We start from the raw sequence: 23,560 nt of genomic DNA, 5'->3' as shown, positions 1-23,560 counted from the left end.
CTAACATTCCAAGATCGGGAATATCAGGTTAGGGGGCTTATATTCTGGGGTCTAACCGCATACTGGCCCACTCTGTTTTGTTTAAAACATTTTTTTGCAACTTGTCACTGGTTCCGTTATGCTAAAATAAAATTGGAAGGGGAAACGTTATGCGAAAGAAAAAGATTCAGATCGGAATCGGATTATTGGCACTAACTGGTTTGCTGGCAATTGGTAGTCTGTCGGTAAGGGCTGATTCAGCAACTGACTCACTTTATCAGTATTATCGGGTTAATCGGACCTTCAAAGTTTGGACTGCCGGCATTAAAGCCAAGCATTGGATTACCTTGCCTAAAGGAATGATCGTTCAGGCGGCCAAACAAACTCAGTTGTCCAGTAATGGCAAGTCGATGAATGTGGCTGAATTTAATTTCAGAATGATCAGTTACGCGACTCGAAAAAATAAGTTACACATGAAAAAGACTTGGCGGAATTGGACCGATGCGACCACTCGGACACCACAGTATTTGACAGCTGTTAAGCCGCCGAAAGTTTTATTGACCGACCATCTTTCAGCATCGCGGCAAAGTGGGTTTCTTTCTAATCGTGCGGACAATCGAGGCAATATGGTAATTGCAACGGTCGATGGGTATTTGGAATATTATCAAAAGCTTTATCCGACCGGGGATTCCAATTTCAAGCCGCAATCCTATGCCAAAATTACGAAAATTCGGCAATCAGGTAACGTTAAGTACTTTTATTATCGACACCACATTAAAGGACTTAAAGATCAAGCCGTTCGCAAATCTGGAAAGTACCGCTACCGGCTAAAAGAAGTCAATCTAAACAAAAAGGTAACCCTGCAGTATCCATCTGTGAATGATGGGTTACCAAGTACTTATTTTGTTTATACTTTAAGTAATCAGAAGTATTATGTCCCAACCGGTGAATTCAAATAATGATCCGAGTAGCGGGCAAAGTATGGTATGAAGGATTTTTGCCATAGAAAAAGCTTAACTATTCCAAAAAATTATCAAGCTTGTCTTTTTCTGGAAGCATTAATGATATGAATTGGAGCCGATTATTTGAATACTGTAAATAAAGTCAGACCGGCGATATGGTTATCTCGTTTTGTGTACATTGCATTTTTTATTTGGCTGGTTGTTGATTTCTTCGTGTTGGATTTAAATGCTGGAGTACCTGGACTTTTACTCTTGTTAATCGGATTTTGGCTATTTTATTTAGAAAATCAATTGGAAAAATTAGATCCGAAATATGCGGATACTTTTTGGTGTCCAATTTGGCGCTTCCTTTTATTCCCTTGGTTTTTGATCATGTAGCCTTGATACTGTAAATACATCAGATTAAAAGATTTATGCCTACAATGAAGTGGTGGGAGTGCCCAGTGGGTAGTGACGTTCAATAATTTCATAATAAAAGTTCGTATGGCACTTTAGTGAGTGCCTTGGAATAATTTCGGGACTGGGACAATAATCATTTTGCCTAGTCCTTTTGTATCATTACGATTATTACCGACTGGAAGATGTGAGATGAAGGATAATTTTCGGCCGAGTAATTGCCATTTGTCCTACTCGGCTTTTCACGTTAGCGTTAGGATCCTTTGCCAGTCCCGGTAAAACAGCGTAGTACGAATCATTAGGCAGTTGTCCCTGCACTTCAGAAGCCGGCGATGACGCTTGTGACCAATAAATAACCACTTACCCAGATAAATTAACCGCTTAAGCAAATGATATTTACTTCAGGATCCTGAAGTGGTGTACTTAATCCATAGGCGAGAGAGGGCGTTGAGATGAAGGTTCGAATTGAAATTGATGATCAGCTAACCGAAAAAGAAATCGTGATTAAAGCGCCAAGTTATGATTCGGAAGTTCAGAACCTGTATCGGATAATTCAAAAACAAACTGAACAAACACAGTCTTTAGTATTCTATAAGGACAACTCAGAGTTCTATCTGGATTTTGACAGCATTTTGTTTTTTGAAACTGATGATCGCCAGGTTCATGCTCATACCACTGATGATGATTATCAAATCCATTTCCGGCTGTATGAGTTGGAAAATAAACTGCCGGATCAGTTTATAAGAATTTCCAAGTCGGCAATTATCAATCTAAACAACATATTCTCTCTCACTAGATCAGTTTCGGGAACCTTGGTAAAATTTCAAAATTCCCATAAACAAGTGTATGTATCGCGGCGTTACTATAAGCAGTTGAAAGATCGGCTGCAAAGAAGGGGCTAGTAATATGTGGAGAGCAGGTAAACGGCGGTTTGTCGTTGGTTTTATCTTTTTGCTGGGTGCAATTAGTATCTTGGCGGCTAAGATGGGGTGGTTCAGCTATCATCTGAGTGCGTCAACGATTATTTGGACAATTTTATTGGTGATTGTTTTGGTTTCGTGTGTCGCGGATTTTAATATCTTTGGTTCGGTCTTCTCACTGGCGTTTTTGAGTATGCTATACGCGGGGCCATTGGGAATTACGCATTTGGTGCCGTGGACGATCCTGCTAATCGCGTTGTTGATTAGTATCGGTTTGTCGATTATTTTGCAGCCACTGACGCATAAGCATTATTGGCATCAATTTACTAAGCGGTACAGAGGCAACTGGGTTTCGTATAACTTCACGGGTGGTGATAAAGATGAGGCTGACGAAGACGAACCAGATGGTAAGATTACTGATGGTGATCAGTCCCACCCGATTGTTAACATGAAAATGGGAAGCAGTGTTCGTTATATTCATAGTGATGATTTTAAGCAAGCAGATATTTATGCGTCAATTGGTGATTTGAAGGTTTATTTTGACGATGCTAAGATTCAAGGCGATGCGGCTACAATTAATTTGGATGCAAATATGGCAGATGTCGAATTATATGTCCCAAAGAATTGGCGAATAGTGAATCAGATTGATCCGTTTATGGCCGATATTGATGTCACGAATAGAAGCGAAGGAATCGATGGCCCAACAGTAACGTTGAATGGCAGGGCGAAAATGGCGGATGTGGATGTGTACTTTGTATAAAGAGTGCTGCAACAAGCGGTTAGTCTCCAGAATATAAGCCACTAAAAGCCCCTATCCCTGTTTTGGGATAGGGGCTTTTAGTGGCTTATATGGCCGGAGGCTGCTTGTTTCAGCACGTTTCGGCAAAGTAGCCAGGTTTTTTAGTGGCTTATATGGCCGGGATCTGCTTCATGTCACACGTTTCAGCGAGGACCCCCGTTCCAGTTTGGAATATGCCAATCGAGGCTATATTTCTCCATGGCGACCAGTGTCTAAAAATTTAACCGTATCACCAACGATCGTATAAATAAGTAACCAATTTCCTTTGATAAATAAAGCCCGTTCTGATTTTTTTGCCTTAATGACATGGTCATCGTGACGGTCATCAACAGGTTCGCCGTTTAACAGCTGATCCGCAATGGTTTTAAATTCTGTTTCGGTATAGCGACCAGCCCGGATCATATTTTGATAGTGTTTCTTAAAACGAGACTGATATTTTGGCTTATATTTCAAAGTTAATGACTTCCTTCATCGGATTTGTTGAAGTTGGTAGGATTCAGTTAGAATTCATTTTTACATATTAATCATACATAATTAAAAGTTAAAATTCCAAATATGACGGTATATCGATGTGACGAAAGAAGATATAATCCGTTAATTGTGGATAAAAAAAGGGTCAAGACGGGGGAACGCCTTGACTCTATCGTATCAATATTCTGAGGGGAATATGAATATGAAAAGTAATAAATTAATGGGGGATTAATCTATCACTCAATTATTGGGGGGTGAGAAGAAATAATGTTTATCTCTTCTTCATGCTTCTTAATATACAGGGTAAATATTAACAAAAATGGACGAAAATGTGACTTTTGTGTGAAGTAGGGAATGACTTTTAGTAAACCCGATGATATCAAGGCAGATAAAGGGATCTCGGCTATTAATAATTTAAAATTAATTTGTTTTATCAATTGATTTTTGTAATGAAAGAGGTTATTGCCTAAAAGTGTGTCATTAATAAGTCAATCTAATTAATTAATCAGTTAAATTGAGATAGTTAACATACAGGACAATAAAAGCCGAATGAGCCAACCAAATAAAAAGGATCTCGGCTACCGGCAGATTTAGGACATAAAAAAAGATAAGGTGTGGGGGCACCTTATCCTTACTAATATCTTTATTGAGGGGGGAAATGAAAGTGAAGCCAAAATTGACTTTTCTGAATCATTTCTATGTTTAAGAAAGTCGTTCTTTGACATCTCTTTATACTTATACAATACCGTAGAGATTTTGCGAAAATGTGCTTAAAGTGTGAAGATTTTGTGAACTTTCAATTAGATATTCTTCAATTAAGGAGAATCAATGCAATTCATCCATAAAAAGCATTTTTTGAAGGGATTATGTGTCTGCTTTGATCAATTATAAGTTAAACTAATAGTAGCGTAATTATTTTGAGGACCATTTCTGAATGTGTTAGTTGATCATGAACCAATTTCCCCGAAATAAGTACTTAGGCTTTTTCACTGATTGCTTCAACTCACAAAAAAAGATAAGACACGGGGATGTCTTATCTTAAGATACCTATATTCTAGGGGAAGAATATGAATACAAAAGTAATAAATTAAAGGGGGATTTAATTTATTGCCAACATGAAGTAAAAGTTTTACCTCATGCAACAGTTCTTTACTATAAAGATGACTTGTTGCCAAAATGTGAATAAATTGTGAAGATTTTGTGAACTTTACAAAAAAGTTAGAAAATATGTCTGATAAATCATATAAGCTGTAAAATTAATTACACGTGCACTAAGCAATTAATTATTGAAAGGAGATTGTTTCAATGAGCTTTATGGCAAGGCGGTTAATCAAACAATTCAAAAATGAAGATTATAAGAAAAATGTTGCTCACAGTTTTTTACATCCCAATCAAAAAATCAATCTTTTTCGGGATGGTAAGAAAAAATATCAAATTAATCAGATAAATTCTGGTCAACTTGTGACGATTGATTTGGTCAAAAATCCTACCAATCAGATCATTTATTTCCATGGTGGCGCCTTCACTGTTCCAATGAATACTGATCAATTAGAAATGATTAGTAAAATTGGGACGGCTGCAAATAGTCGAATCCGAATTTTTGATTTTCCGTTACTGCCAAAATATAGTGCCGCCGAAATCATGGATTTTGTAATGGCTGCCTTTAATAAAGTAACTGCCGATCCGCTGCCTATTTTTTTAGTGGCTGATTCTGCCGGGGCTGCTCTGGCTGTTCAGTTGTTTATGAAAGTACCAACGAAAATTAAGGGTGCCTCGTTAATATCGCCATGGTTGGATATGCGACTTGATGAAGCGGAATTTGTTGAACGGGAAAAGTCAGATGTGATGTTGGATTTAAAAACATTAAAATTGATTGGTGATCAGTTTGCAGCTGGGCTGCCAAGTGATTGGCAGGATGTTTTTAATCCTGATAATTTAAATATTGGTGATCTTCAAATTTTTTATGGTGATAATGAATTATTGACGCCATGTAACTTAAGATTTATTCAGGCATTAAAAAAATCCGCCAGTGTTATGCCGGATGTCACCAGCTTTAAAGACGGATTTCATGATTATACATTATGGTTCAAATTACCGGAAACTCGAAAAACAGTTAAGGAGATTGCAGCTTTTATTAAAGATCGACATGGTGCTTGAGAGCTGGGAAGGCATGGGTGTCCGACCATTTCATCATGGCACCTTGGAAAACAAGGGCGAAAACGGTTCCGAAGTTAGTCGCGTATATATTGCCGGTGATTAGGAAACAGGCCCCTGTAATAATAACTGGTGGAATGTAACTAAGCCATTGTGAGATGACGGCACTACCATGCGTAAATTTAAACCGAATGATGTAAGCCAGGTCGTCATTGGGATGCATAATTAAATTGGCACGAGAATACATTGAAACGGCCATTGCTACACAGAACAGGCCAATGATATCGAGAATGACCCGCCACCAGAAATCGTAAGTTGGAACGCCGAGTGAATCAAAAATCCATTCTGAAAATTGGACCAAGTAACTGAATGGTAAGGTAAACAATAAATTCGAAAAGAAGCGACGTCGATCAAATTGACCTAATAATAGCTGATTCGATAATGTCACAATAATCCCGTAAAGAAATAACGTTGTTCCTAATGGGATATTAACCATTTTGGAGAGATTAACCGCTGAACCGGTCCAAACGGCACTTCCAAGGTTGCTGGAAATTGCCAGTGCGTTACCGGCAGCGTTGATAAAAATTGATAAACATAGATAATAGAAGCGTTGTTTAAAATCCTTCATTTTTGCCATAATATAAAAAAGCTCTCCTTAATCTCAATAGCTACCATTGTATAATACTTATTTTGCTTTTGAAATGGTGACGATCAAATTAGTACGTTTGTCGAACTAATCGTGTTAATATACCTTGTAGAAGGTGATCTTGTGCAAAAAACATATTCGGAAGTAGAAGCAGAAAAACACTTTGATAGTAATCGCCTTTGGTTTGGCCGCTTTCGAACAACGCGTTCGTTTAATAAGCTGACAAAACCGGAAAAAGTGGCTGCGGAATATATTACACGGGCGTTTGTCGGTTTGTCTTATAAGTATGAATTACGAGGGCCGAGGCGTTATACGGCTAAGTCAGTTAAACATGTTATCTTAGACTTATTTCCAGAAAAAATTGCAGCAACAAATGTTTTTTTTACGTCGGTTATCCCAGTTTTACGCCGTTACATTGTCTTTTTAGGTGTTCAGCATAAAATTAGCAACGCTAAAACATTGGTAAATGCGTTGGATTCAATTAACCCCAGTGAGCTTTTGGCGCGAAATAAAGATACATCAAATTGGGATTTGCATAAGAAAAAAGGCATGCAAATTCTGATGGGATATACAAGGGATGCGGATCCAAAAACAGTGAGTATATATGAAGACATCTATAATATGGGTGTCCCTTTAAGATTTTGTTTCGATTTTAGTGTTAACAAGCCCCCCAAGGATATCATTATGCTAACGGAGAGTTTGCGTAAGCGGTTTGAGCAGGCGTTGTATGAGAAAAATAAATAGAGTGCAAAACCAAGCGGTTAGCCTCCAGAATATAAGCCACTAACCCCCAGATTCCTGTTCTGAATCTGGGGGTTAGTGGCTTATATGGCCGGGGGCTGCTTGGCTTTTGCACGTTTTAGCTAAATGGAATCAGTGACTCACAGTTAAAACGCCATCTCCAAATGTTTTATATGGCCGGGATCAGCCCTTCTTTTGCACGTTTTAGCTAAACAAAATCAGTGATTCACAGTTATAACGCCATCTCCAAACATTTTATATGGCCGGGGGGCTGCTTGGCTTTTGCACGTTTCAACTAAATAGAATCGACAATTCACAGTTAAAAAGCAAGCCCATATCAAAATTCCAGTCGGACTTATATTCAACTTACTAACCGCAAATGTTCCAACAAAGGCATCAACTGAGTCCAAATAAAAATGGCTTAGGATCAACCAATGTTGTCTCAAGCCAATTAGCTGTTTTACAGAATATATTCGAAGCTTTGACTACACATAATTAACCTAACACGGTAACTTTAACAATGTCGTCGAGATTGATGACTGTTACCTGTTTGCCGGGTCGATTGATAAAGGCCTGATTATCGTTAACTGCCGCAACGGTACCGGTCATTTTTTGGTCTTTCAATTCAATCATTACCATCTTATGTGCTTTATACGCATTCATTAATTCATTCGATATTTCTTTTGACGCGATAGTCATCATTCTCACCTCGGTATGATAAACTTAAGTATAGTTCACAATTATGTCGATTGTAAATATTTTTTCGTAGGATAAAAGACTTTTTAACTTTAATGATAACAATTTTTACTAATTTGCGCTAAAGTAGACATATACGTGTATTGAAAGGGGTATTAGAGATGACTGAACGCCAATTGATTCAAGAAATTCTAAATACCGTTGATGTTATTTATAAGTTTGTCAACACCGACGATGACAAGAAGGAGTATGAGATCGTAATTAACCGTCAGGACGGTGATAATCGACCGCTTGAAGACGTTAATAAAGAGATCAAACATTATTTTACAGATGCCAATTTTAGTTATGATGAAAAGCTGAACACAAAAGACGGCGATGATATTCACGTTGACGTCAAACGTTAATTGGTCTAGTTTAATTATGCTTCAAAAAAGTTAATAATCCAACAATTTGAATTGATTTGCACATTATGGTATAGTTCATAATGTGCATTTTTAATATGAAAATAAGTTATCATTTAATAAATTATTTCGGATTCGTGTTACTATTTTTAAAATAATATGAAATCGGTTTCGTTTGATTGGAGTGAAGACAATGGCAAGTTTAACAGATCAGCCAAAATATTTATTGTCAATTGACCAAGGGACGACAAGCACCCGGGCAATGATTTTTGATCATAATGGTCGAAAAGTAATCGAGGCATTTAAGCCGATAAAACAAATTATTCCTCATAATGGTTGGGTAGAAACTGATCCAAACGAAATTTGGACTTCGGTTTTAAATGTGATTTCATCCGCTTTTATTGATGCCGGCATTCATCCGGAAGACATTGCCGGAATTGGGATTGTTAACCAACGTGAAACAACTCTTATTTGGGACAAGGAGACTGGTGAGCCAATTTATAACGCAATTGGTTGGCAGTCTAAGCAAACGGCGCCACTGGCTCGTAAATTAAAGAATGATGGTTATTCAAACCTGATTCACAAGAAAACTGGTTTGATTATTGATTCGTATTTTTCTGCCACTAAGATTCGGTGGATTTTGGATCATGTTGATGGTGCTCAGGAGCGGGCTGAAAAGGGTGACTTGTTATTTGGAACGGTTGATACTTGGCTAGTCTGGAAACTTTCCGGCGGTGAATACCATGTAACCGACTATACCAATGCCAGCCGGACGATGTTGTTTAATATCCATGCACTCCGGTGGGATGACGATATTTTGAAGTTATTAAATATTCCACGGATAATGCTCCCTGATGTTAAAACATCGAGTGAACTGTATGGGACAACGAAGAACTATCAATTTTACGGAATTGAAGTGCCGATTTCCGGGATTGCTGGTGACCAGTCGGCTGCCTTAATTGGTCAAATGGCATTTGAGCCTGGAATGATTAAGAATACCTATGGTGATGGTGCCTTCATCATGATGAATACAGGGGACAAACCAGAGCTGTCGGATGATAATTTGTTGACCACCATTGCCTACAATATCGATGGGAAGACAACCTATGCATTGGAAGGTTCAATTTTTGCGGCGGGAACAGCTGTGACTTGGTTAGCCGATACGTTGGAATTGATCGATAATGTGCCGGAGTCTCGGCAGGCGGCAATGAATTCGACTGACGATGATGAAGTGTATGTTGTTCCGGCATTTAACGGATTAGGGGCACCCTATTGGGAACAGGATGTGCGTGGTGCCGTATTTGGATTAACTAGGGGAACAACTAAGGATGACTTTGTCAAAGCGACATTACAATCAATTGCTTATGGAACTAAGGATATTATTCAAACAATGGAAGCCGATACCCATATGCATATTCCGGTTTTAATGGCCGATGGTGGAGCTTCTCGAAACAGCTATTTAATGCAGTTCCAGGCAGATATTTTAAATATCCCAATTCAGCGGGCAGCGGATGAAAATACAACGGCGTTTGGCGCGGCTGTATTGGCTGGCTTGGGAGTTGGTTATTGGAAAGATCTGGATGAAATTAAGGCGTTGGTAGATAAGGGCCGGATGTTTGAGCCAAATATGGAAGCAACGCGTCGTGATAAATTGTATCGAGGGTGGCAGGCAGCGGTGGATGCCACGAGGTCGTATAAGTTGACAAAAATATAAAGAGTGCTGCGACAAGCGCTTAGCTCCCAGAATATAAGCCACTAATGCCTAAATTCCAGGTTTTGGAATTTAGGCATTAGTGGCTTATATGGCCGGGAGCTGCTTGTCACAGCACGTTTCAGCAAAATAAAATCGGTGATCAGCAGTTAAAAATCAAGCTGCAGGTGCCTTATATGGCCGGGAGCTGCTTGTCTTTTGCACGTTTCAGCAAAATAAAATCGGTGCTTAGCAGTTAAAGATCAAGTTGCAAGTGGCTTATATGGCGGGGGCTGCTTGTCTCAGCACGTTTCAGCAAAATGAAATCGGTGCTTAGCAGTTAAAGATCAAGTTGCAAGTGGCTTATATGGCCGGGGCTGCTTGTCTCAGCACGTTTCAGCAAAGTAAAATTGATAATCTCCACAGAGAAATCCACCTGACTGGAATCAATTGTCCTCATATATTTTGCCACAACAAAAACGCCTCTAGGGGAGGAAAAATCATATTCCCCCAAGGGCGTTTTTATTTTGAAAATCGACTAAGCCGATAATCTATTTAGCAGCTGCTTCCTTTTCCATTCCGGCGATTGTATCTTCAAATCGGGTCCGGATGTAATTGGCAGATGCTTTTAACTTTTCATTTTCATCATCAGTTAATTCGAGATGATCTTGTTCAATGATGCCGTCACGACCAACAATGGCTGGGTATGATAGGTAGGTATTGTATTCCTCATGCCAGTTGGAAACAGGAATTTCAGTTCGGGCGTCACTAATGATGATATTAGCTAAGCGGACGGCAGCCGATGCAATTCCGTAGTTGGTGTAATGCTTGCCATGGAAGACAGTGTAACCACCAGCTCGGGCAACTTCATCCAATTTAGCTAAATCAATGTTGCGTTCCTTAGCAATCTCAGTAATTGGTCGGCCGAGAACACGGACTGTTGACCAAGCAGTAAACTGAGAGTTACCATGTTCGCCTAAGTTATAGCCGGCAACCGAACGAGGATCGATTCCTAATTCGGATGACACGGCACGACGCATTCGTGATGAATCAAGCAAAGTACCAGTTCCCATCACGTGATTCTTTGGTAGACCGGTAAACTTTTGGTACATCGTGGTAATAACGTCACACGGATTAGTGATATCAACTAAGATCCCGTTAAACCCAGATGCTTTTAATTTTGCACTAACGTCTTTGACCGCGTTTTTGGTAAATGGTAATTCAATAAAACGATCATGTTCTTTGTTATCTTTTTGAAGCAAAATATTTCCAACGGCGGAAATTACAACATCAGCATCTTTAAGTGCTGAATAATCGTTAACCGTAATGTTGGTATGGACTGGTAAGTTAGCCATCGCGTCTTCAAAATCAGTAGCGTCCGCTGTGACTTTTTTCTCGTTTGGATCAATTAAGACTAAGTCGTCCGCAAATCCTTCTGCAACTATGTAATGAGCAACCGTTGAGCCAACATGACCCATTCCAATAACACCAATTTTTCTTGTCATAATATGCACCTCACATCTTCTTGTTAGTATTATCCGTGTTGATAATCAGTATAACATTAGTTCTAATCATTTCAACAGTAAATTTTAATCTTATTAATATTCTTGTGAAACACTTATTAGTTGTATCAAAATCAAGGATGGCAGGAAGTACTTTGAGATCGACCAGCTAAACACGAGCAATGACAAATGAGAGATGTGGTGGGATTAGCTATATAAGACCGTTGCTCACACATGCACATCTTTGCATTATGGATATTGCTAAAACGTCCGCTCAAAAGCGATTTTCTTTCCATTCTACAGAAGATACGGTTATAATTAATTGTTAAAGTAAACGTTACGGAGGGATATTGGTCATGAACAATTTATTTGACGTGTTAAAAATGGTTAGCTTTAATCACTTGGGGTTTGATTCTTCACAGGTTGTGATTACCGATGTTAATGGGAAGCCTAATGGATTATTAACTGATTTATTTCGCGATGTCACTAATAAAGTCAACTTGTTCATTGACCTGAGAAGTGCGTATTCTGCCGGGGATGTTTTGTCTGAATTGCGGAACACAACGCCACTACCGGATGATGTACTGGACGAATACGGTAAAATCTTGAAGGAACCGTTGCTGGGAATTAATTTTGCGCCGCAAAAGGGCCAGATGGAATTGCTGGTGAATGGGTAAAACCAGAGTGCTGCGACAAGCGTTTAGCTCCCAGAATATAAGGCACCTAACTCAATATCCCAGGTTTGGGGGATATTGAGTTAGGTGCCTTATATGGCCGGGAGCTGCTTGTCACAGCACGTTTTGGCAAAGTATCCAAAACAATCATCCAAGGTAAGAGGATATTGCGTTAGTGGTTTATATGGCCGGGAGCTGCTTGTCACAGCACGTTTCGGCAAAGTAGCCCAAAACAATCATCCCAGGTTTGAGGGATATTGCGTTAGGTGCCTTATATGGCCGGGAGCTGCTTGTCACAGCACGTTTTGGCAAAGTAGCCCAAAACAATCATCCAAGGTAAGGGGGATGTGTTGCGCTAGTGGTTTATATGGTCGGGAGCTGCTTATCACAGCACGTTTCGGCAAAGTAGCCAAAACAATTACTCCTAGTTGATGAACTCAAGTTTGGACTTCAAGAAAATATCTTAAAATGGAAAGTCTAGATGATTCACTTATATCTATAAAGCGGCTGATACCAAGACATCGTGTCCTGTTATCAGCCGCTTCATAAACATATTGATGATTTAACAGTTAATTATTTGAAATTACTTATTTTCTTTCCAGTATTTAGCTTCAATCAACAGTTCCTTTGATCGTTCATCAGCTGGAACGTAACCTATTTTAAACAAATGCTTGAAGTACATCATGTTGTAGATGAACATCCAAATAATATTTAAACTGTTTGAGGCAATGGGGAAGGTGATATCTAAAGGTTCGTTGACCTGCAGTGCAATTCCCATCCCAACAATGAGTTCAATTCCAAAAATACATAAAAAGTTGTACCAATCCGAACGGAATATGGGGACTAGCCAGCCAAAAATCAACGCGGTAAACGAAAAACCGACTTTTGCGATTCGGATTTGGCCCGTTTCTTTATTGACGACTGTCGCAAAGTTGGGCGGAATCGGAATCATATTTTGCTGATTATTATTGTTGTCGTTATTATCATCGTTATTGCCGTTTCCAAAAGGATTTTGCATCGTCGACTCCTTTCTTCAATAAATGATTGAAATGTTACTTTTTTCTGAATTTAACAACGCATTCACAGCGTGCGGTTTGTGGCATTAAATCAACTGATTGAATGTATTCCACTTGATATTTCTCACTCAATTTTACTAAATCTTGAGCTAAAGTCGAAGGATTACATGAAATATAAACGAATTTCTTAGGCGTAATGTCCAAAATGGTCTCAATTAAGGAGTCAGCTAAACCGGTTCGGGGTGGATCAACAATTAATGCAGTTGGTTTCCAACCGGCGTCAATCCATTCCGGAAGTAATTTCTCAGCTTCACCGACTTCGTAAATTGCGTTAACAATCCCATTTTTGACAGCATTCATATTGGCATCATGAACGGCATCTGCAATGGTGTCCATTCCGCGAACCTCACGAACTTGATTGGCAACTGAAAGACCGATTGTCCCAACACCTGAATAGGCATCTACCAGTTTTTCCTTACCACTTAGATCAAGGGCCTTGAAAGCTTCCTTATATAATACTGATGTCATTTCCGGGTTAACTTGCAGGAAAGCTCGGGCAGATAAGTCAAATTTCAGACCGTCCAGGACTTCGGTAATTTTTTCCTTACCGGCCAAGTGAATGGTCTCGTTACCCCAGACCATTGGTGTCTTGCCAGGATTAATATTTTGCATGACAGAAACGACTTCTGGTAGTTCTTGTTGAATTCGCTCTAATAATTGATGCTTTTTTAATAATTTTTGACTTTGTGTAACAAAGGTGACCTGTACTTCGTCCGTTGCGGTAGCCGCTCGAACAATCACTGTTTTAATAATTCCGGCATTTTTCTCTTCGTCATAAGCTGGGATTTTTAAATCTTGGATCATATCAACAATTGCCCGCATCACTTTCATCGTTAGCGGATATTGGAGCGCGGAAGTTTTCATGTCGACAACTGTATGGCTGCGTTCCTTATATAAACCAGCAATTATCTGATCACCATCTTGACGAATTTGAAAGGTGGCTTTGTTTCGGTAATGAGTAGGATCGTCCATCCCAATGGTTGGTCGTAATTTATACTTTCGGTAACCGGCTGGTTTAAATTTTTCGAGTGAGTCACGAATCACGTCCCGCTTAAATTCCAACTGGGCTGGATAAGCTAAATTTTCAAGTTCAAAGCCCCCAACTTCATTGGCATAATCGTCGATTGGCTCGATCCGGTCCTTACTTTTGGTTAATACTTCTACTAATCGAGCGCGAATGAAGTTTTGCTGATCAATAATCACTTCAACGCGAACCTTCTCGGTTGGCAGCGCACCAGGCACAAAGACTAGTTTTCGCTCGTAATAGCCAATTCCTTCGCCGTTGATTCCCATTCGTTTAATTTGAATCGTAAATTGTTCACCTTCGTTAACGTGAACGTTATTTTTATTATTAGTCATTGAACCGTCCTTAATTTAGTTAGTTATTAAGTATGATAGCACAGAGTGGCATTGGTTAGCATGTGGACTGACTGAAAATGGGATGTGGTGGGCCATAACCTGGTAGCAATCCAAGAAGAAGCAGGTTAATTACATTTCACTAACTAAGTTTTAATTTTTTTCAAAATAATTTAAAATAATTTCGTTAAAAATCCAACCAGTTTACGTAATTAATTTATGTACGCGGGTTGGGTTTTATTTTGATTAAGAAATAAAAAATTAAGAAAGGAAATTTATCACTCACTTATTTGTTATACCAGGATAAATTCAACCGCCTACAAATAATTTTTTTGGAGGACTTTTTATGAGTAAATATGTTTTATCTGCGTTGGTTGTTCCAGCGATGCTATTTGGTTCAGTCAATGTCCAAGCTAAGACGGCTGTCTTGAAGGCAAAGGTCAATCGGGTTCAAGAAGGGGCAAACTATGTTTCTGGTAAGGCAACCCGTGGCGCCAATATTAAGATTACCAGTCACGGTGTTACATACGTAGCCGGTAAGGCTAACAAGAAGGGCAAATTCGAGATCAATGCGCATCATTCGTTTAAGGTGGGCAAGTATCGAGTAACCATTTCCAAACGTGGATACAAGGTGAAAGCTTTTCAATTTAAGATTAACGCCGATGAACCGACCCGGGATGTGGCGGTAACCACTAATACCAGCCAAGTGGATAGTTTGAACAATGAAATTTCAAAGTTGGACCAACAGATCGCTTCATTAACTAGTCAATTAAATGAAGCTAAAAGTGATCAAAGCAAAGTTGATGCCAAGCAACAGCAGGCTTTAAAGAATCAAGTTGCCAGTTTGACTAGTCAATTAGGAACGGTTCGTGGATACGCTTCTACAGTTTATAATCAAAGAGCTGTAAGCAATAGTGAATTAACTGCAGCAAACTCCAAGATTGACGATTTGCAAAAAAAGGTAACGGAATTAAGCAATGATCCGCTTATTTATGATATTCCAGCTAAACCCAATACAAATGCACCAACTACTGTCATTGATATTCCCGTTCAAAAAAAGGTTGATACAGTAACGAGTCAAGTCATAGAAATTGTACCGAATACGGGGAAAGACACAGTAAGTAATCCACAGCAAAGTTCCCAAGTCAGTTCCAAGGATGATTCGAAGAAGGTGACAGGTGAGACACCAAGTGGCGAAAACGATCCGCATGAAGCCGTAACTGAAACATTACAAGATTAAATTGTAAAATTGTGCGAAAAACTACCGACTGAATGGATATGTTAGCCACTATCTCTAGGAAGCTGATAAATATTTTGAAGGTTCAACAGCTTACCGACTTAATGTTGAAAAAGCAAATTATTATCGAAATAAAATTGCTTACGATGATGAATTTATTCAGGAATATACTCACTTACTTAATACTGGCGAATAAGGTGAAAACCATCACGTCAGCAAAGTAGTTTAGCCTACAAGGTGCATCTGCAAAAACTTTATATGCAGATGCGCCTTTTGAGTACCTATTTTGATTGAAAAATATATCATACGTCATATAATATGGTCAACAGATGACTACCGAATCTTTCATAAAGAAGATTCAGAAAACGTTAAAAAATTAGATAGGTTAAGAGTCGTAGAGGTGGATATTACGATGAGCGAAACCACCGACATGATCAATGAGCTAAGCAGAGAGGATCCGCAGTTTGCTAAAGGAATTCAACATTATCGTCAACAGTACCGATGTGCGGATGCGATTGAAAAGTTACGAAAACGTGCCAAATTAACGCAGACGCAACTTGGCGACCTGGTCGGTGCTCCCCAGTCAGCTGTCGCTCGTTGGGAGCGCGGGGATGCCAACATTACTATGAAGACTCTCGAAAAAATTGCAGAAGCTACCCATACGCAGTTAGATATTAAATTTGTAAAAGATAACGAATAGTTATTCTTTTTGATTGTAAGCAAAAAAGCTGATTGTTATGTGATATGTTCTGACAGAGTTAAAGTAAAGGCTTTAGCTCTGGAAAAGTGTCGCATAACGATCAGCTTTTTATACTAGTTGGAAAAATATTCTATCGATTTTACCACGTTGCCGTATCTGGATCAGTTGCCAAGCCAGCTTGACCATGGAAACCATCAATTGTCTTCATATCTTCATTCGATAAATTGAAATCAAAGATATCAGCGTTTTCCTTGATGTATTTTTCATGAACCGACTTGGGTAGTGGCAAGAATCCATGTTGCAACGACCAACGAAGGACCACTTGAGCCGGTGTCTTACCGTACTTTTTAGCAATGGGAGCCAATTCAGGAATTTTGAAAATGCCACCCGTACCAAGTGGACTGTAAGCTTCCGTTAAAATATCGTGGTTATTATTGTATTCAATAACACCTGGTTGCATGTCCGATGGATTAATAAACATTTGGTTAACCATTGGTTTTACCTTGGCGGTTTCGAGTAGGGCATCCAAGTGTTTTGGTCGAAAATTGGAAACCCCAATCGCTTTTGCGGTGCCATGATTATAAAATTCTTCCATTGCCCGCCAAGATTCGGCGTTAGCTTCCTGCCAATTATCCCGGAATTTAATCGGATTGGGCCAATGAATTAAATAGAGATTAACATAATCCAGGCCTAATTTTTCCAGTGACCGACCAAATGCTTCCTTAGTTGCTTCATAACCATGGTCAGCGTTCCAAAGTTTAGTGGTCACAAATAGGTCATCTCGGCTGACACCACTATCTTTGATGGCTTTACCAACGCTTTCTTCATTGCCATATGCCGCGGCTGTATCAATGTGTCGATAGCCGGCGTTTAGAGCAGCCAAAACGGCATGATAGGCTTCATCGCCATCAGCTGACTGCCAAGTACCAAATCCAACTTGGGGGATTTTGACACCATTGTAAAGTGTGTACGTATCTGTTAAGGACATTTTGATTCCTCCTATTTCATATTGTATTTTATGATAAATGAAATTTGGTTGGTCAACAAGCAATCACGCTTTTGAATTATTATGGGCTGATGCGTAATGAATTTGCTCACCGATTTGAAACGTGTTTTGGGAAGCAACTCCGACCGTACAAGGGTTACATACGTACCAAAAGCAGGAATGAGATAAACTTTCCAGCAAACATGTGGCTTTAATCGTTTATTTTGCCGCGTTGATTTAAATATCCAAAGCAAAGAATAAATCCATCGATGAATGCTCGCCATTATTGAGCGGGTGGCCTAAATTTGCAAAACCATATCGTTGATACAAATGAACAGCAGTCTTCAAATTATGGTGGGTCTCCAAATAGACTGTTTTATAGCCGGCTTGTTTCGCAAAATCAACCGCTGCATCCAATAATTTATAACTTAAATGATGCCCCTGAGCCTCTTTAGCCAAATACAGTTTCTGTAGCTCAGCGACACCGTGTTTTGGATCGTACTCAGCAATCCCATCACCACCCAGGACTTCGCCGCTATCAGTCAAGGCAACAAAGTACTGACGCTTAGGCGAAGCATCGTAATAGGAACTTAAATGATCGAGTTCGGCATCAAAATAGGCAGTTCCGGGGATGTCTAGACCAAATGATTTCAAGGAATGGCGGATGATTTTAGCTAGGGCTGCGTCATCGGTTTTACTAATCGTTCTGATTTCTGTCAAATGGAAAACCTCTTTTCACATGAGCTGTCAAACAGGTGCTTATGTATTAATGAGTTGACCGCTAGTGATCAGGTAATACAGCGTTTTCTGGTTCAATTAGGGCTGGTCAACTTATTTTGCTTACCATCATACGCTCTCAACCAGCTTATGACTACTATTAATTCATCAACTTAAAGCTGTGATTAGCAGGCATGTAAACGGTCTACGTGATATACTGGACTTAATTTCACAATACCTTCTAGGAGGGATTCTTATGAGTCGAAAAGTAGCGATTGTCACAGGGGCATCATCAGGGATTGGTAAGCAGATTGCCAAGAACCTTTATCGAAACGGGATGGACGTTTATGCGCTGTCTCGCAGAGTCTACCAAATGAATGAGCTGGATGATTTAGGGATTCATACGTTACATTTGGACGTCACTGACCACGATGAAATTGATCGAGTAGTTAGTGAGATTGTTGCAGAAACCGGTCGAATCGATGTACTGGTGAACAATGCCGGTTTCGGCTCGTTTGGTTCGGTTGAAGAAGTTGAACTATCGGAAGGCGAATACGAGTTTAAGGTTAATGTTTTTGGTGTGATCAAAATGATTCAAGCGGTTTTGCCAACGATGCGTAAACAAAAGAGTGGCCGGATTATTAATATGTCGTCAATGGATGGCAAGGTTGCCAGTTTACTAGGAAGTTGGTACGTTGGTTCCAAGTTTGCAATCGAAGGAATGAGCGACGCCATGCGTTTGGAATTGAAGCCATTTGGAATTGACGTTGTCGTTGTCGAACCAGGTGCGATTCAATCATCTTGGAAGGACATTGCATCTGAAAGGATGTTAGACGTTTCCGGAAGTGGTCCATATGCGAATATGGCACGCCAGTCGGCAGACTTTTTTGCCTTCGCGTATAAATTTGCTTCAACCCCACGTCGGATCGCTAGAATGGTTGATCGGGCAGCATTTTCACGGCGACCGAAGACGCGCTATGTTGGCGGTGCTGGGGCAAAGCCAATGCTTTTGGCACGTAAAGTGATGCCCGATCGTTGTTTAGACGCCTTGACTTTGGCACTGACAAAATATGCCCAGAAGGTATTGAATAAACAAACAGCGTTTAATCGTTAAAATTCAATTGACGTGACCGATTGAATCATGTATAAAGAAAGTAGAAACACTAGGGGCGCCACCGGTAAGTGGCTGAGATGAGTCTGTTCGACTTGATCCCTTAGAACCTGTAAGTCAATGCTTGCGGAGGAAAGTGTGAATGGATAACCAGAGAAGTGTCACGGGTGGGCCATTTTAATGTGGCCAGCTGAATGACGCCTCATTTTGAGAAGCACGGTCAGTTATCCAATTGTCCAAAGCACAATCCAAATCAGACATTTAATAGTGGGACTGCAGGCAAATCGGTGTATTTGCGGCGGTCCTTTTTTGGTAAAAAGAGTGTCAAAGCAAGCGGTTAGATCCCAGAATATAAGCCCCGCCAGCTAATATTCTGGTTCTGAATATTGGCTGGCGGGGCTTATATGGCCGGGATCTGCTTGCTTTGGCACGTTTCAGCCAAGTAGCCAGTCCAACACCCAATATTCCGGGCTTAGAATATTGGCTGGGAGGGCTTATATGGCCGGGAGCTGCTTCTTTGCACACGTTTCGGCCAAGTAGCCAGTCCAAAAGCTGATATTCTGGTTCTGAATATTGGCTGGCGGGGCTAATATGGCCGGGATCTGCTTGCTTTGGCACGTTTCGGCCAAGTAGCAACCGTTTTGATTTTCGAAATTTTTAATTAACTAACCATTCCGCATACTAAATTTAGAGTACAACAAGGGAGAAACAAACATGAAAATTGATTTATTGGATACGCTACGGGAAAAGAATCCGATTGCTTTTAACATTTCAAATTTTGTGACGGTTCAAGATGTTGCCAATGGGATCAACGCTTTGGGCGCTTCGCCAATTATGTCCGAAGAGAAGAATGAAGCCGAAGCAATGGTTAAAATGTGTGATTCAGTGACTGTTAACTTAGGGGCATTTACGGAATCACAACTCGTTCAAATCGATGCCGTGACGACATTTGCGAATAAGTATCGTAAGCCGATTGTTATTGATCCGGTTGCTGTTGGTGCGGTTGACTACCGGAAAGAACGATGTAACGAACTGCTTGATCAAATTGATGTTGCCGTTATTCGTGGAAACGCTGGTGAAATTGCGGCATTGGCTGATGTTGAATGGAATGCCAAGGGAATTGATGCCGGTGAAGGTTCAGCTGATCTGGAAACCATCGCCAAAACATTAGCTAAGAAGCGTGACTGTGTGGTTGTTGAAAGTGGTAAGACCGATATTATTACTGACGGCAACGCGGTTGTCCGGATCTTTAACAATTCGGATCTGTTCAAACTACACGTCGGTTCAGGTGACATGTTATCCAGTACAATTGGTTGCTTCTGTGGCGTTGATGATGATTATTTTGAAGCGGCCCAGACTGCCACGGCGGTCTTTGATGTTGCCGGTGAAGTCGTTGCCAAATCAATGAAACAACCATTAGCTGGTTCGTTTGGGGTTCAATTGATCGATGAGTTACATTTAATTGATGTGAAAACAGTCGAAAAGAATGCTAATTTTGAATAGAAAGGATTTTTAAAGATGCCTGATGAAGCGATTAATAGTACCATTCAAACGTTAACAATTGCCGGAACCGATAGTGGCGGTGGCGCTGGGGTCATGGCCGATATTAAAACCATGCAGGAGCGTCATGTGTTTGCTGCCGCGGTTGTAGTGGCCGTGACCGCCCAAAATACGATTGGCGTGCAGGACTTTATGGCAATGCCGAAAAAGATGATTGACGAGCAGTTTGCTTCGGTTGCTTCGGATTTGAAAATTCGAGCTTGTAAAACAGGGATGTTAGCAGATGTTGCCACCGTAGAAGCGGTTGTTGAAAATTTGAAGAAGTATGATTTAGGTACGTTAACGGTTGATCCGGTCATGATTGCCAAAGGCGGTGCTCGACTGCTTTCTGAAGATGCTATTAGTACGGTCCGAGATAAATTATTACCACTGGCTGATATTCTGACGCCTAATTTGCCCGAAGCTGAAGAATTGACCGGAATTAAAATTGAAGATCGGGATCAGATGGTTGTTGCAGCCAAAAAATTGCAGGCAATGGGGGTTAAAAATGTATTAATTAAGGGCGGTCATCAAACTGAGTCCGACAGATCCGCCGACTTTACACTTTTGGAAAATGGCCAATCGTTTTGGATCAGTGCGCCACGAATTGATACGGTTCGAACTCATGGGACCGGTGATACATTGTCGTCGTGTATCACCGCTGAAATTGCCAAGGGTGCCGATGTACAAACGGCTATTCGAACGGGTAAGAAATATGTTCAGGCTACGATTGCGGATGGTATTCAGGTTGGTCATGGCCATGGCCCGTTGAACCACTGGGCAAAAATAACTGATGAAGAAGGGGTTAAATGATGGGGTTACCATTTGAAAGTGGGATGCTGCGCAGCTATTTTATTGCCGGCACCCAAGATATTAAGGATAAGCATAAGACGCTGGAAGAAGTTGTTAAACAAGCTTTGGAAGCTGGCATTACTGCCTTTCAATATCGTGAAAAGGGACCAACATCATTAACTGGCGATGCCAAAGCCAAAATGGCTCAAACTTTACGCGAGTTATGCGCAGATTACCAGGTGCCATTTATTGTCGATGACGATGTTGCCTTAGCAGTTCAAACCAATGCTGATGGTGTTCACGTTGGTCAAAAGGATGAGCGGGTGACCCAAGTCCTCAAGGAAATTGGCGAAACGATGTTTGTTGGTCTATCTTGTGATACTAAAGCCCAAATTGAAATCGCCAATCAAACAGTCGGGATTAGTTACATTGGTAGTGGTCCCGTCTATCCAACGGGATCCAAGGCGGATGCGGATCCGGTGATTGGCGTTGATAGTCTAGCAAATCTTGTCAAGGCCAGCCAGTTGCCGGTTGTCGCGATCGGTGGGATTACAGAAGAAAACATCCAAGAACTACCCAAAACCGGGGTTGCGGGAACTGCGGTAATTTCGATGATTGCTCAGAGTGAGGATGTCTTTCGGACGGTTAAAACCATGAATACCACGTTTGAAAAATAGTTGGATTTAACTTAAACCAGAGTGCGCCAGCAAGCAGATCCCACTCGGTAACAATCGTGATTACACAAAACGGGACTGGACAAAATTACTTTTGTCTCAGCCCCGTTTTCAAGTAAAAAATGGTTACTAAATTAGTTATGGGAATTGATTGCTTTACGTCCCCAGTGCTGCGCCGTATCATGGACGTAGTGAACTACTCGGTCATAAATGACCGAGCTTCTGGATCAAAGGGCTGCTAAGCGCCTCGCGATCTTAGAAAACGTTTAAGCTATGCAACGGCCAACGCCGCTGAGATCAATTAGATCTTAATGACTGTTTCGCACCCGTTTTGCACGCTCAGGGTGATACGCCAACAGTAACTCTTGGAGCCTTAAGGACGGCTAGGTTCTGCCCCGCCCGTTGATCAAATCAACTAATTCATTGTTACTAATGCCTTGGCCGGAATTACCTTCGGCAATTTGTCTTTAGTGATACCAGCCTTTTTTGCGACTTTAATTTTTGCTTGCCGTTCCAAATACTTAATGTGTTTTTTTGGCTCTAACGCCCAGGTCAAAATATTGCGACTGGCGTTTAAATCACGATCAATTAACTTTCCAGTATACTTAGACACCCATTGGCGTTCGCCGTTTGGATCGTGTTTCTCCTGGTACAGAGTGCCGAATTCAACCTGGCTGGTCTTGTAACTATCAACCTTCAAGAGCGTCTTTCCTTCACGGTCAGCTACTTGTTTGAGCAGTAAGGATATTTCGTAAGGTTTGACTTTGGCCAGTTTCCGATTCTTCCCATGGTTAGCGGCTTTTGACCACTTTCGATTTTCTTTTCGCATTTCCTTAGCGTCTAATTGCTCAATGGCGATTAAATCGTAATGATCAAACATCTGCCGGGCAATCTGGCGATACCGTTCCGTAAGTATGCCTACCCGCCGGGCAGAATAGTAACGGATTTGAATGCTCAATCTCTCAAGTTGTTGACTATCGGTGCTAAGGTGTTTTTCCTTTTTAGCCCGGCGACCCTTGAGTCCGTTAATGATTGTTTCGTATTCATCTGCCTTAGCCCTGACATCAATCAGACGCCGGTTAGTGAGTTTAAGCTGACCAAGATAGATTTTCTCATCATCGGAAGTGTGAAAGACCTTGTTGTCCTTCATATTCCAGTCAGCACCAATCATGCTAATGGACTTCTTCCGTTCAATTTGGTCTTTGAGTACTAATTGCAGTTCGTAAGTCCCATCATCTTTGCGTTTGATTTTCGAGGTCGTAATCTTTGCCGTTGCTAAGTGCTTAATATTCTCAACCACTTGAATTTCGCCATAATCTTGAATCTTAATCCAGTGCGGTGA

At 40.6% G+C, this 23,560-nt stretch carries 24 protein-coding genes and 1 riboswitch; of the genes, 15 read left to right on the top strand and 9 right to left on the bottom strand.

All coding sequences use genetic code 11. The features are described 5' to 3' along the window. The first annotated feature begins 149 nt into the window (after nucleotides 1-149). From FC85_RS08085 to FC85_RS08070, 4 genes are all read left to right on the top strand, one after another. A complete protein-coding gene (locus tag FC85_RS08085; protein ID WP_057865026.1) occupies nucleotides 150-938 on the top strand; it encodes a hypothetical protein in 789 nt (262 codons plus the stop codon). A gap of 126 nt (nucleotides 939-1,064) precedes the next feature. After that, entirely contained in the window at nucleotides 1,065-1,319 is a 255-nt protein-coding gene (locus FC85_RS08080; protein WP_057865025.1) for a hypothetical protein, read from the top strand. Between the two features lie 470 nt (nucleotides 1,320-1,789). Continuing rightward, nucleotides 1,790-2,239 carry a LytTR family DNA-binding domain-containing protein gene (locus tag FC85_RS08075; protein WP_057865024.1) on the top strand — a complete coding sequence of 150 codons (450 nt, stop codon included), beginning with the start codon at nucleotides 1,790-1,792 and terminating at the stop codon, nucleotides 2,237-2,239. A 4-nt stretch (nucleotides 2,240-2,243) separates the two neighbouring features. Continuing rightward, complete coding sequence (locus FC85_RS08070; protein WP_057865023.1) at nucleotides 2,244-3,017, top strand: LiaF transmembrane domain-containing protein; 774 nt, start codon at nucleotides 2,244-2,246, stop codon at nucleotides 3,015-3,017. Between the two features lie 225 nt (nucleotides 3,018-3,242). Here FC85_RS08070 and FC85_RS08065 read toward each other — a convergent pair whose 3' ends face one another. Then, nucleotides 3,243-3,509 (bottom strand): type II toxin-antitoxin system YafQ family toxin, encoded by a 267-nt coding sequence (locus tag FC85_RS08065; protein ID WP_147008510.1) that lies wholly within the window; start codon nucleotides 3,507-3,509, stop codon nucleotides 3,243-3,245. A gap of 1,323 nt (nucleotides 3,510-4,832) precedes the next feature. On the opposite strand from FC85_RS08065, the gene FC85_RS08060 reads away from it, so the two are divergent. Then, nucleotides 4,833-5,684 (top strand): alpha/beta hydrolase, encoded by an 852-nt coding sequence (locus tag FC85_RS08060; protein ID WP_057865022.1) that lies wholly within the window; start codon nucleotides 4,833-4,835, stop codon nucleotides 5,682-5,684. On the opposite strand, the gene FC85_RS08055 is transcribed toward FC85_RS08060, so the two are convergent. Beyond that, nucleotides 5,662-6,318 carry a YczE/YyaS/YitT family protein gene (locus FC85_RS08055; RefSeq protein ID WP_057865021.1) on the bottom strand — a complete coding sequence of 219 codons (657 nt, stop codon included), beginning with the start codon at nucleotides 6,316-6,318 and terminating at the stop codon, nucleotides 5,662-5,664. The genes FC85_RS08060 and FC85_RS08055 overlap by 23 nt on opposite strands. 132 nt (nucleotides 6,319-6,450) lie before the next feature. On the opposite strand from FC85_RS08055, the gene FC85_RS08050 reads away from it, so the two are divergent. Continuing rightward, a complete protein-coding gene (locus FC85_RS08050) occupies nucleotides 6,451-7,071 on the top strand; it encodes a hypothetical protein (RefSeq protein ID WP_057865020.1) in 621 nt (206 codons plus the stop codon). Between the two features lie 492 nt (nucleotides 7,072-7,563). Here the strand turns inward: FC85_RS08050 and FC85_RS08045 are convergent, their stop codons facing one another. Further along, on the bottom strand, nucleotides 7,564-7,770 hold the full coding sequence (locus FC85_RS08045) for a hypothetical protein (protein WP_057865019.1): 207 nt from the start codon (nucleotides 7,768-7,770) through the stop codon (nucleotides 7,564-7,566). 155 nt (nucleotides 7,771-7,925) lie between these two features. Between FC85_RS08045 and FC85_RS08040 the strand changes: the two genes are divergently transcribed. Then, nucleotides 7,926-8,168, top strand: a complete 243-nt coding sequence (locus tag FC85_RS08040; protein ID WP_057865018.1) for a hypothetical protein — start codon at nucleotides 7,926-7,928, stop codon at nucleotides 8,166-8,168. Between the two features lie 190 nt (nucleotides 8,169-8,358). Then, nucleotides 8,359-9,879 (top strand): glycerol kinase GlpK, encoded by a 1,521-nt coding sequence (gene glpK, locus FC85_RS08035; protein ID WP_057865017.1) that lies wholly within the window; start codon nucleotides 8,359-8,361, stop codon nucleotides 9,877-9,879. 527 nt (nucleotides 9,880-10,406) lie between these two features. Here the strand turns inward: glpK and FC85_RS08030 are convergent. Next, nucleotides 10,407-11,360 (bottom strand): L-lactate dehydrogenase, encoded by a 954-nt coding sequence (locus FC85_RS08030; protein WP_057865016.1) that lies wholly within the window; start codon nucleotides 11,358-11,360, stop codon nucleotides 10,407-10,409. 353 nt (nucleotides 11,361-11,713) lie between these two features. Between FC85_RS08030 and FC85_RS08025 the strand changes: the two genes are divergently transcribed. After that, nucleotides 11,714-12,034 (top strand): hypothetical protein, encoded by a 321-nt coding sequence (locus tag FC85_RS08025; RefSeq protein WP_057865015.1) that lies wholly within the window; start codon nucleotides 11,714-11,716, stop codon nucleotides 12,032-12,034. Between the two features lie 580 nt (nucleotides 12,035-12,614). Here the strand turns inward: FC85_RS08025 and FC85_RS08020 are convergent. Next, complete coding sequence (locus FC85_RS08020; protein WP_057865014.1) at nucleotides 12,615-13,049, bottom strand: hypothetical protein; 435 nt, start codon at nucleotides 13,047-13,049, stop codon at nucleotides 12,615-12,617. A 34-nt stretch (nucleotides 13,050-13,083) separates the two neighbouring features. Then, nucleotides 13,084-14,466, bottom strand: a complete 1,383-nt coding sequence (rlmD, locus tag FC85_RS08015) for a 23S rRNA (uracil(1939)-C(5))-methyltransferase RlmD (RefSeq protein ID WP_057865013.1) — start codon at nucleotides 14,464-14,466, stop codon at nucleotides 13,084-13,086. 343 nt (nucleotides 14,467-14,809) lie between these two features. Here rlmD and FC85_RS08010 point away from each other — a divergent pair, with 343 nt between their 5' ends. Both FC85_RS08010 and FC85_RS08005 read left to right on the top strand, forming a co-directional pair. Continuing rightward, a complete protein-coding gene (locus FC85_RS08010) occupies nucleotides 14,810-15,703 on the top strand; it encodes a FlxA-like family protein (protein WP_057865012.1) in 894 nt (297 codons plus the stop codon). A gap of 409 nt (nucleotides 15,704-16,112) precedes the next feature. Further along, nucleotides 16,113-16,400, top strand: a complete 288-nt coding sequence (locus FC85_RS08005; RefSeq protein ID WP_057865011.1) for a helix-turn-helix domain-containing protein — start codon at nucleotides 16,113-16,115, stop codon at nucleotides 16,398-16,400. Between the two features lie 139 nt (nucleotides 16,401-16,539). Here the strand turns inward: FC85_RS08005 and FC85_RS08000 are convergent, their stop codons facing one another. Both FC85_RS08000 and FC85_RS07995 read right to left on the bottom strand, forming a co-directional pair. After that, a complete protein-coding gene (locus tag FC85_RS08000; protein ID WP_057865010.1) occupies nucleotides 16,540-17,388 on the bottom strand; it encodes an aldo/keto reductase in 849 nt (282 codons plus the stop codon). A 234-nt stretch (nucleotides 17,389-17,622) separates the two neighbouring features. Further along, nucleotides 17,623-18,105: a GNAT family N-acetyltransferase gene (locus tag FC85_RS07995; protein WP_057865009.1), complete on the bottom strand. Its 483-nt coding sequence runs from the start codon at nucleotides 18,103-18,105 to the stop codon at nucleotides 17,623-17,625. A 253-nt stretch (nucleotides 18,106-18,358) separates the two neighbouring features. Between FC85_RS07995 and FC85_RS07990 the strand changes: the two genes are divergently transcribed. From FC85_RS07990 to thiE, 4 genes are all read left to right on the top strand, one after another. Next, nucleotides 18,359-19,216 (top strand): oxidoreductase, encoded by an 858-nt coding sequence (locus tag FC85_RS07990; RefSeq protein ID WP_057865008.1) that lies wholly within the window; start codon nucleotides 18,359-18,361, stop codon nucleotides 19,214-19,216. 41 nt (nucleotides 19,217-19,257) lie between these two features. After that, a riboswitch (TPP riboswitch) is annotated at nucleotides 19,258-19,365 on the top strand. 562 nt (nucleotides 19,366-19,927) lie between these two features. Next, nucleotides 19,928-20,716 carry a hydroxyethylthiazole kinase gene (gene thiM, locus FC85_RS07985; RefSeq protein ID WP_057865007.1) on the top strand — a complete coding sequence of 263 codons (789 nt, stop codon included), beginning with the start codon at nucleotides 19,928-19,930 and terminating at the stop codon, nucleotides 20,714-20,716. Between the two features lie 15 nt (nucleotides 20,717-20,731). Beyond that, a complete protein-coding gene (gene thiD / locus FC85_RS07980; protein ID WP_057865006.1) occupies nucleotides 20,732-21,565 on the top strand; it encodes a bifunctional hydroxymethylpyrimidine kinase/phosphomethylpyrimidine kinase in 834 nt (277 codons plus the stop codon). Next, on the top strand, nucleotides 21,565-22,221 hold the full coding sequence (gene thiE / locus FC85_RS07975) for a thiamine phosphate synthase (protein ID WP_057865005.1): 657 nt from the start codon (nucleotides 21,565-21,567) through the stop codon (nucleotides 22,219-22,221). Before thiD ends, thiE begins: the two co-directional genes overlap by 1 nt. Before the next feature lie 412 nt (nucleotides 22,222-22,633). On the opposite strand, the gene FC85_RS16135 is transcribed toward thiE, so the two are convergent. Further along, nucleotides 22,634-23,560 (bottom strand): transposase (locus FC85_RS16135; RefSeq protein WP_235807832.1); only part of this gene is annotated, 927 nt, incomplete at its 5' end.

The sequence above is a fragment of the Lentilactobacillus diolivorans DSM 14421 genome, from assembly GCF_001434255.1.
In the GTDB taxonomy this organism is placed as follows: Bacteria; Bacillota; Bacilli; order Lactobacillales; family Lactobacillaceae; genus Lentilactobacillus; species Lentilactobacillus diolivorans.
Note: the sequence above shows the minus strand (reverse complement) of the source record. Positions and strands in the feature narration are given on the sequence as shown.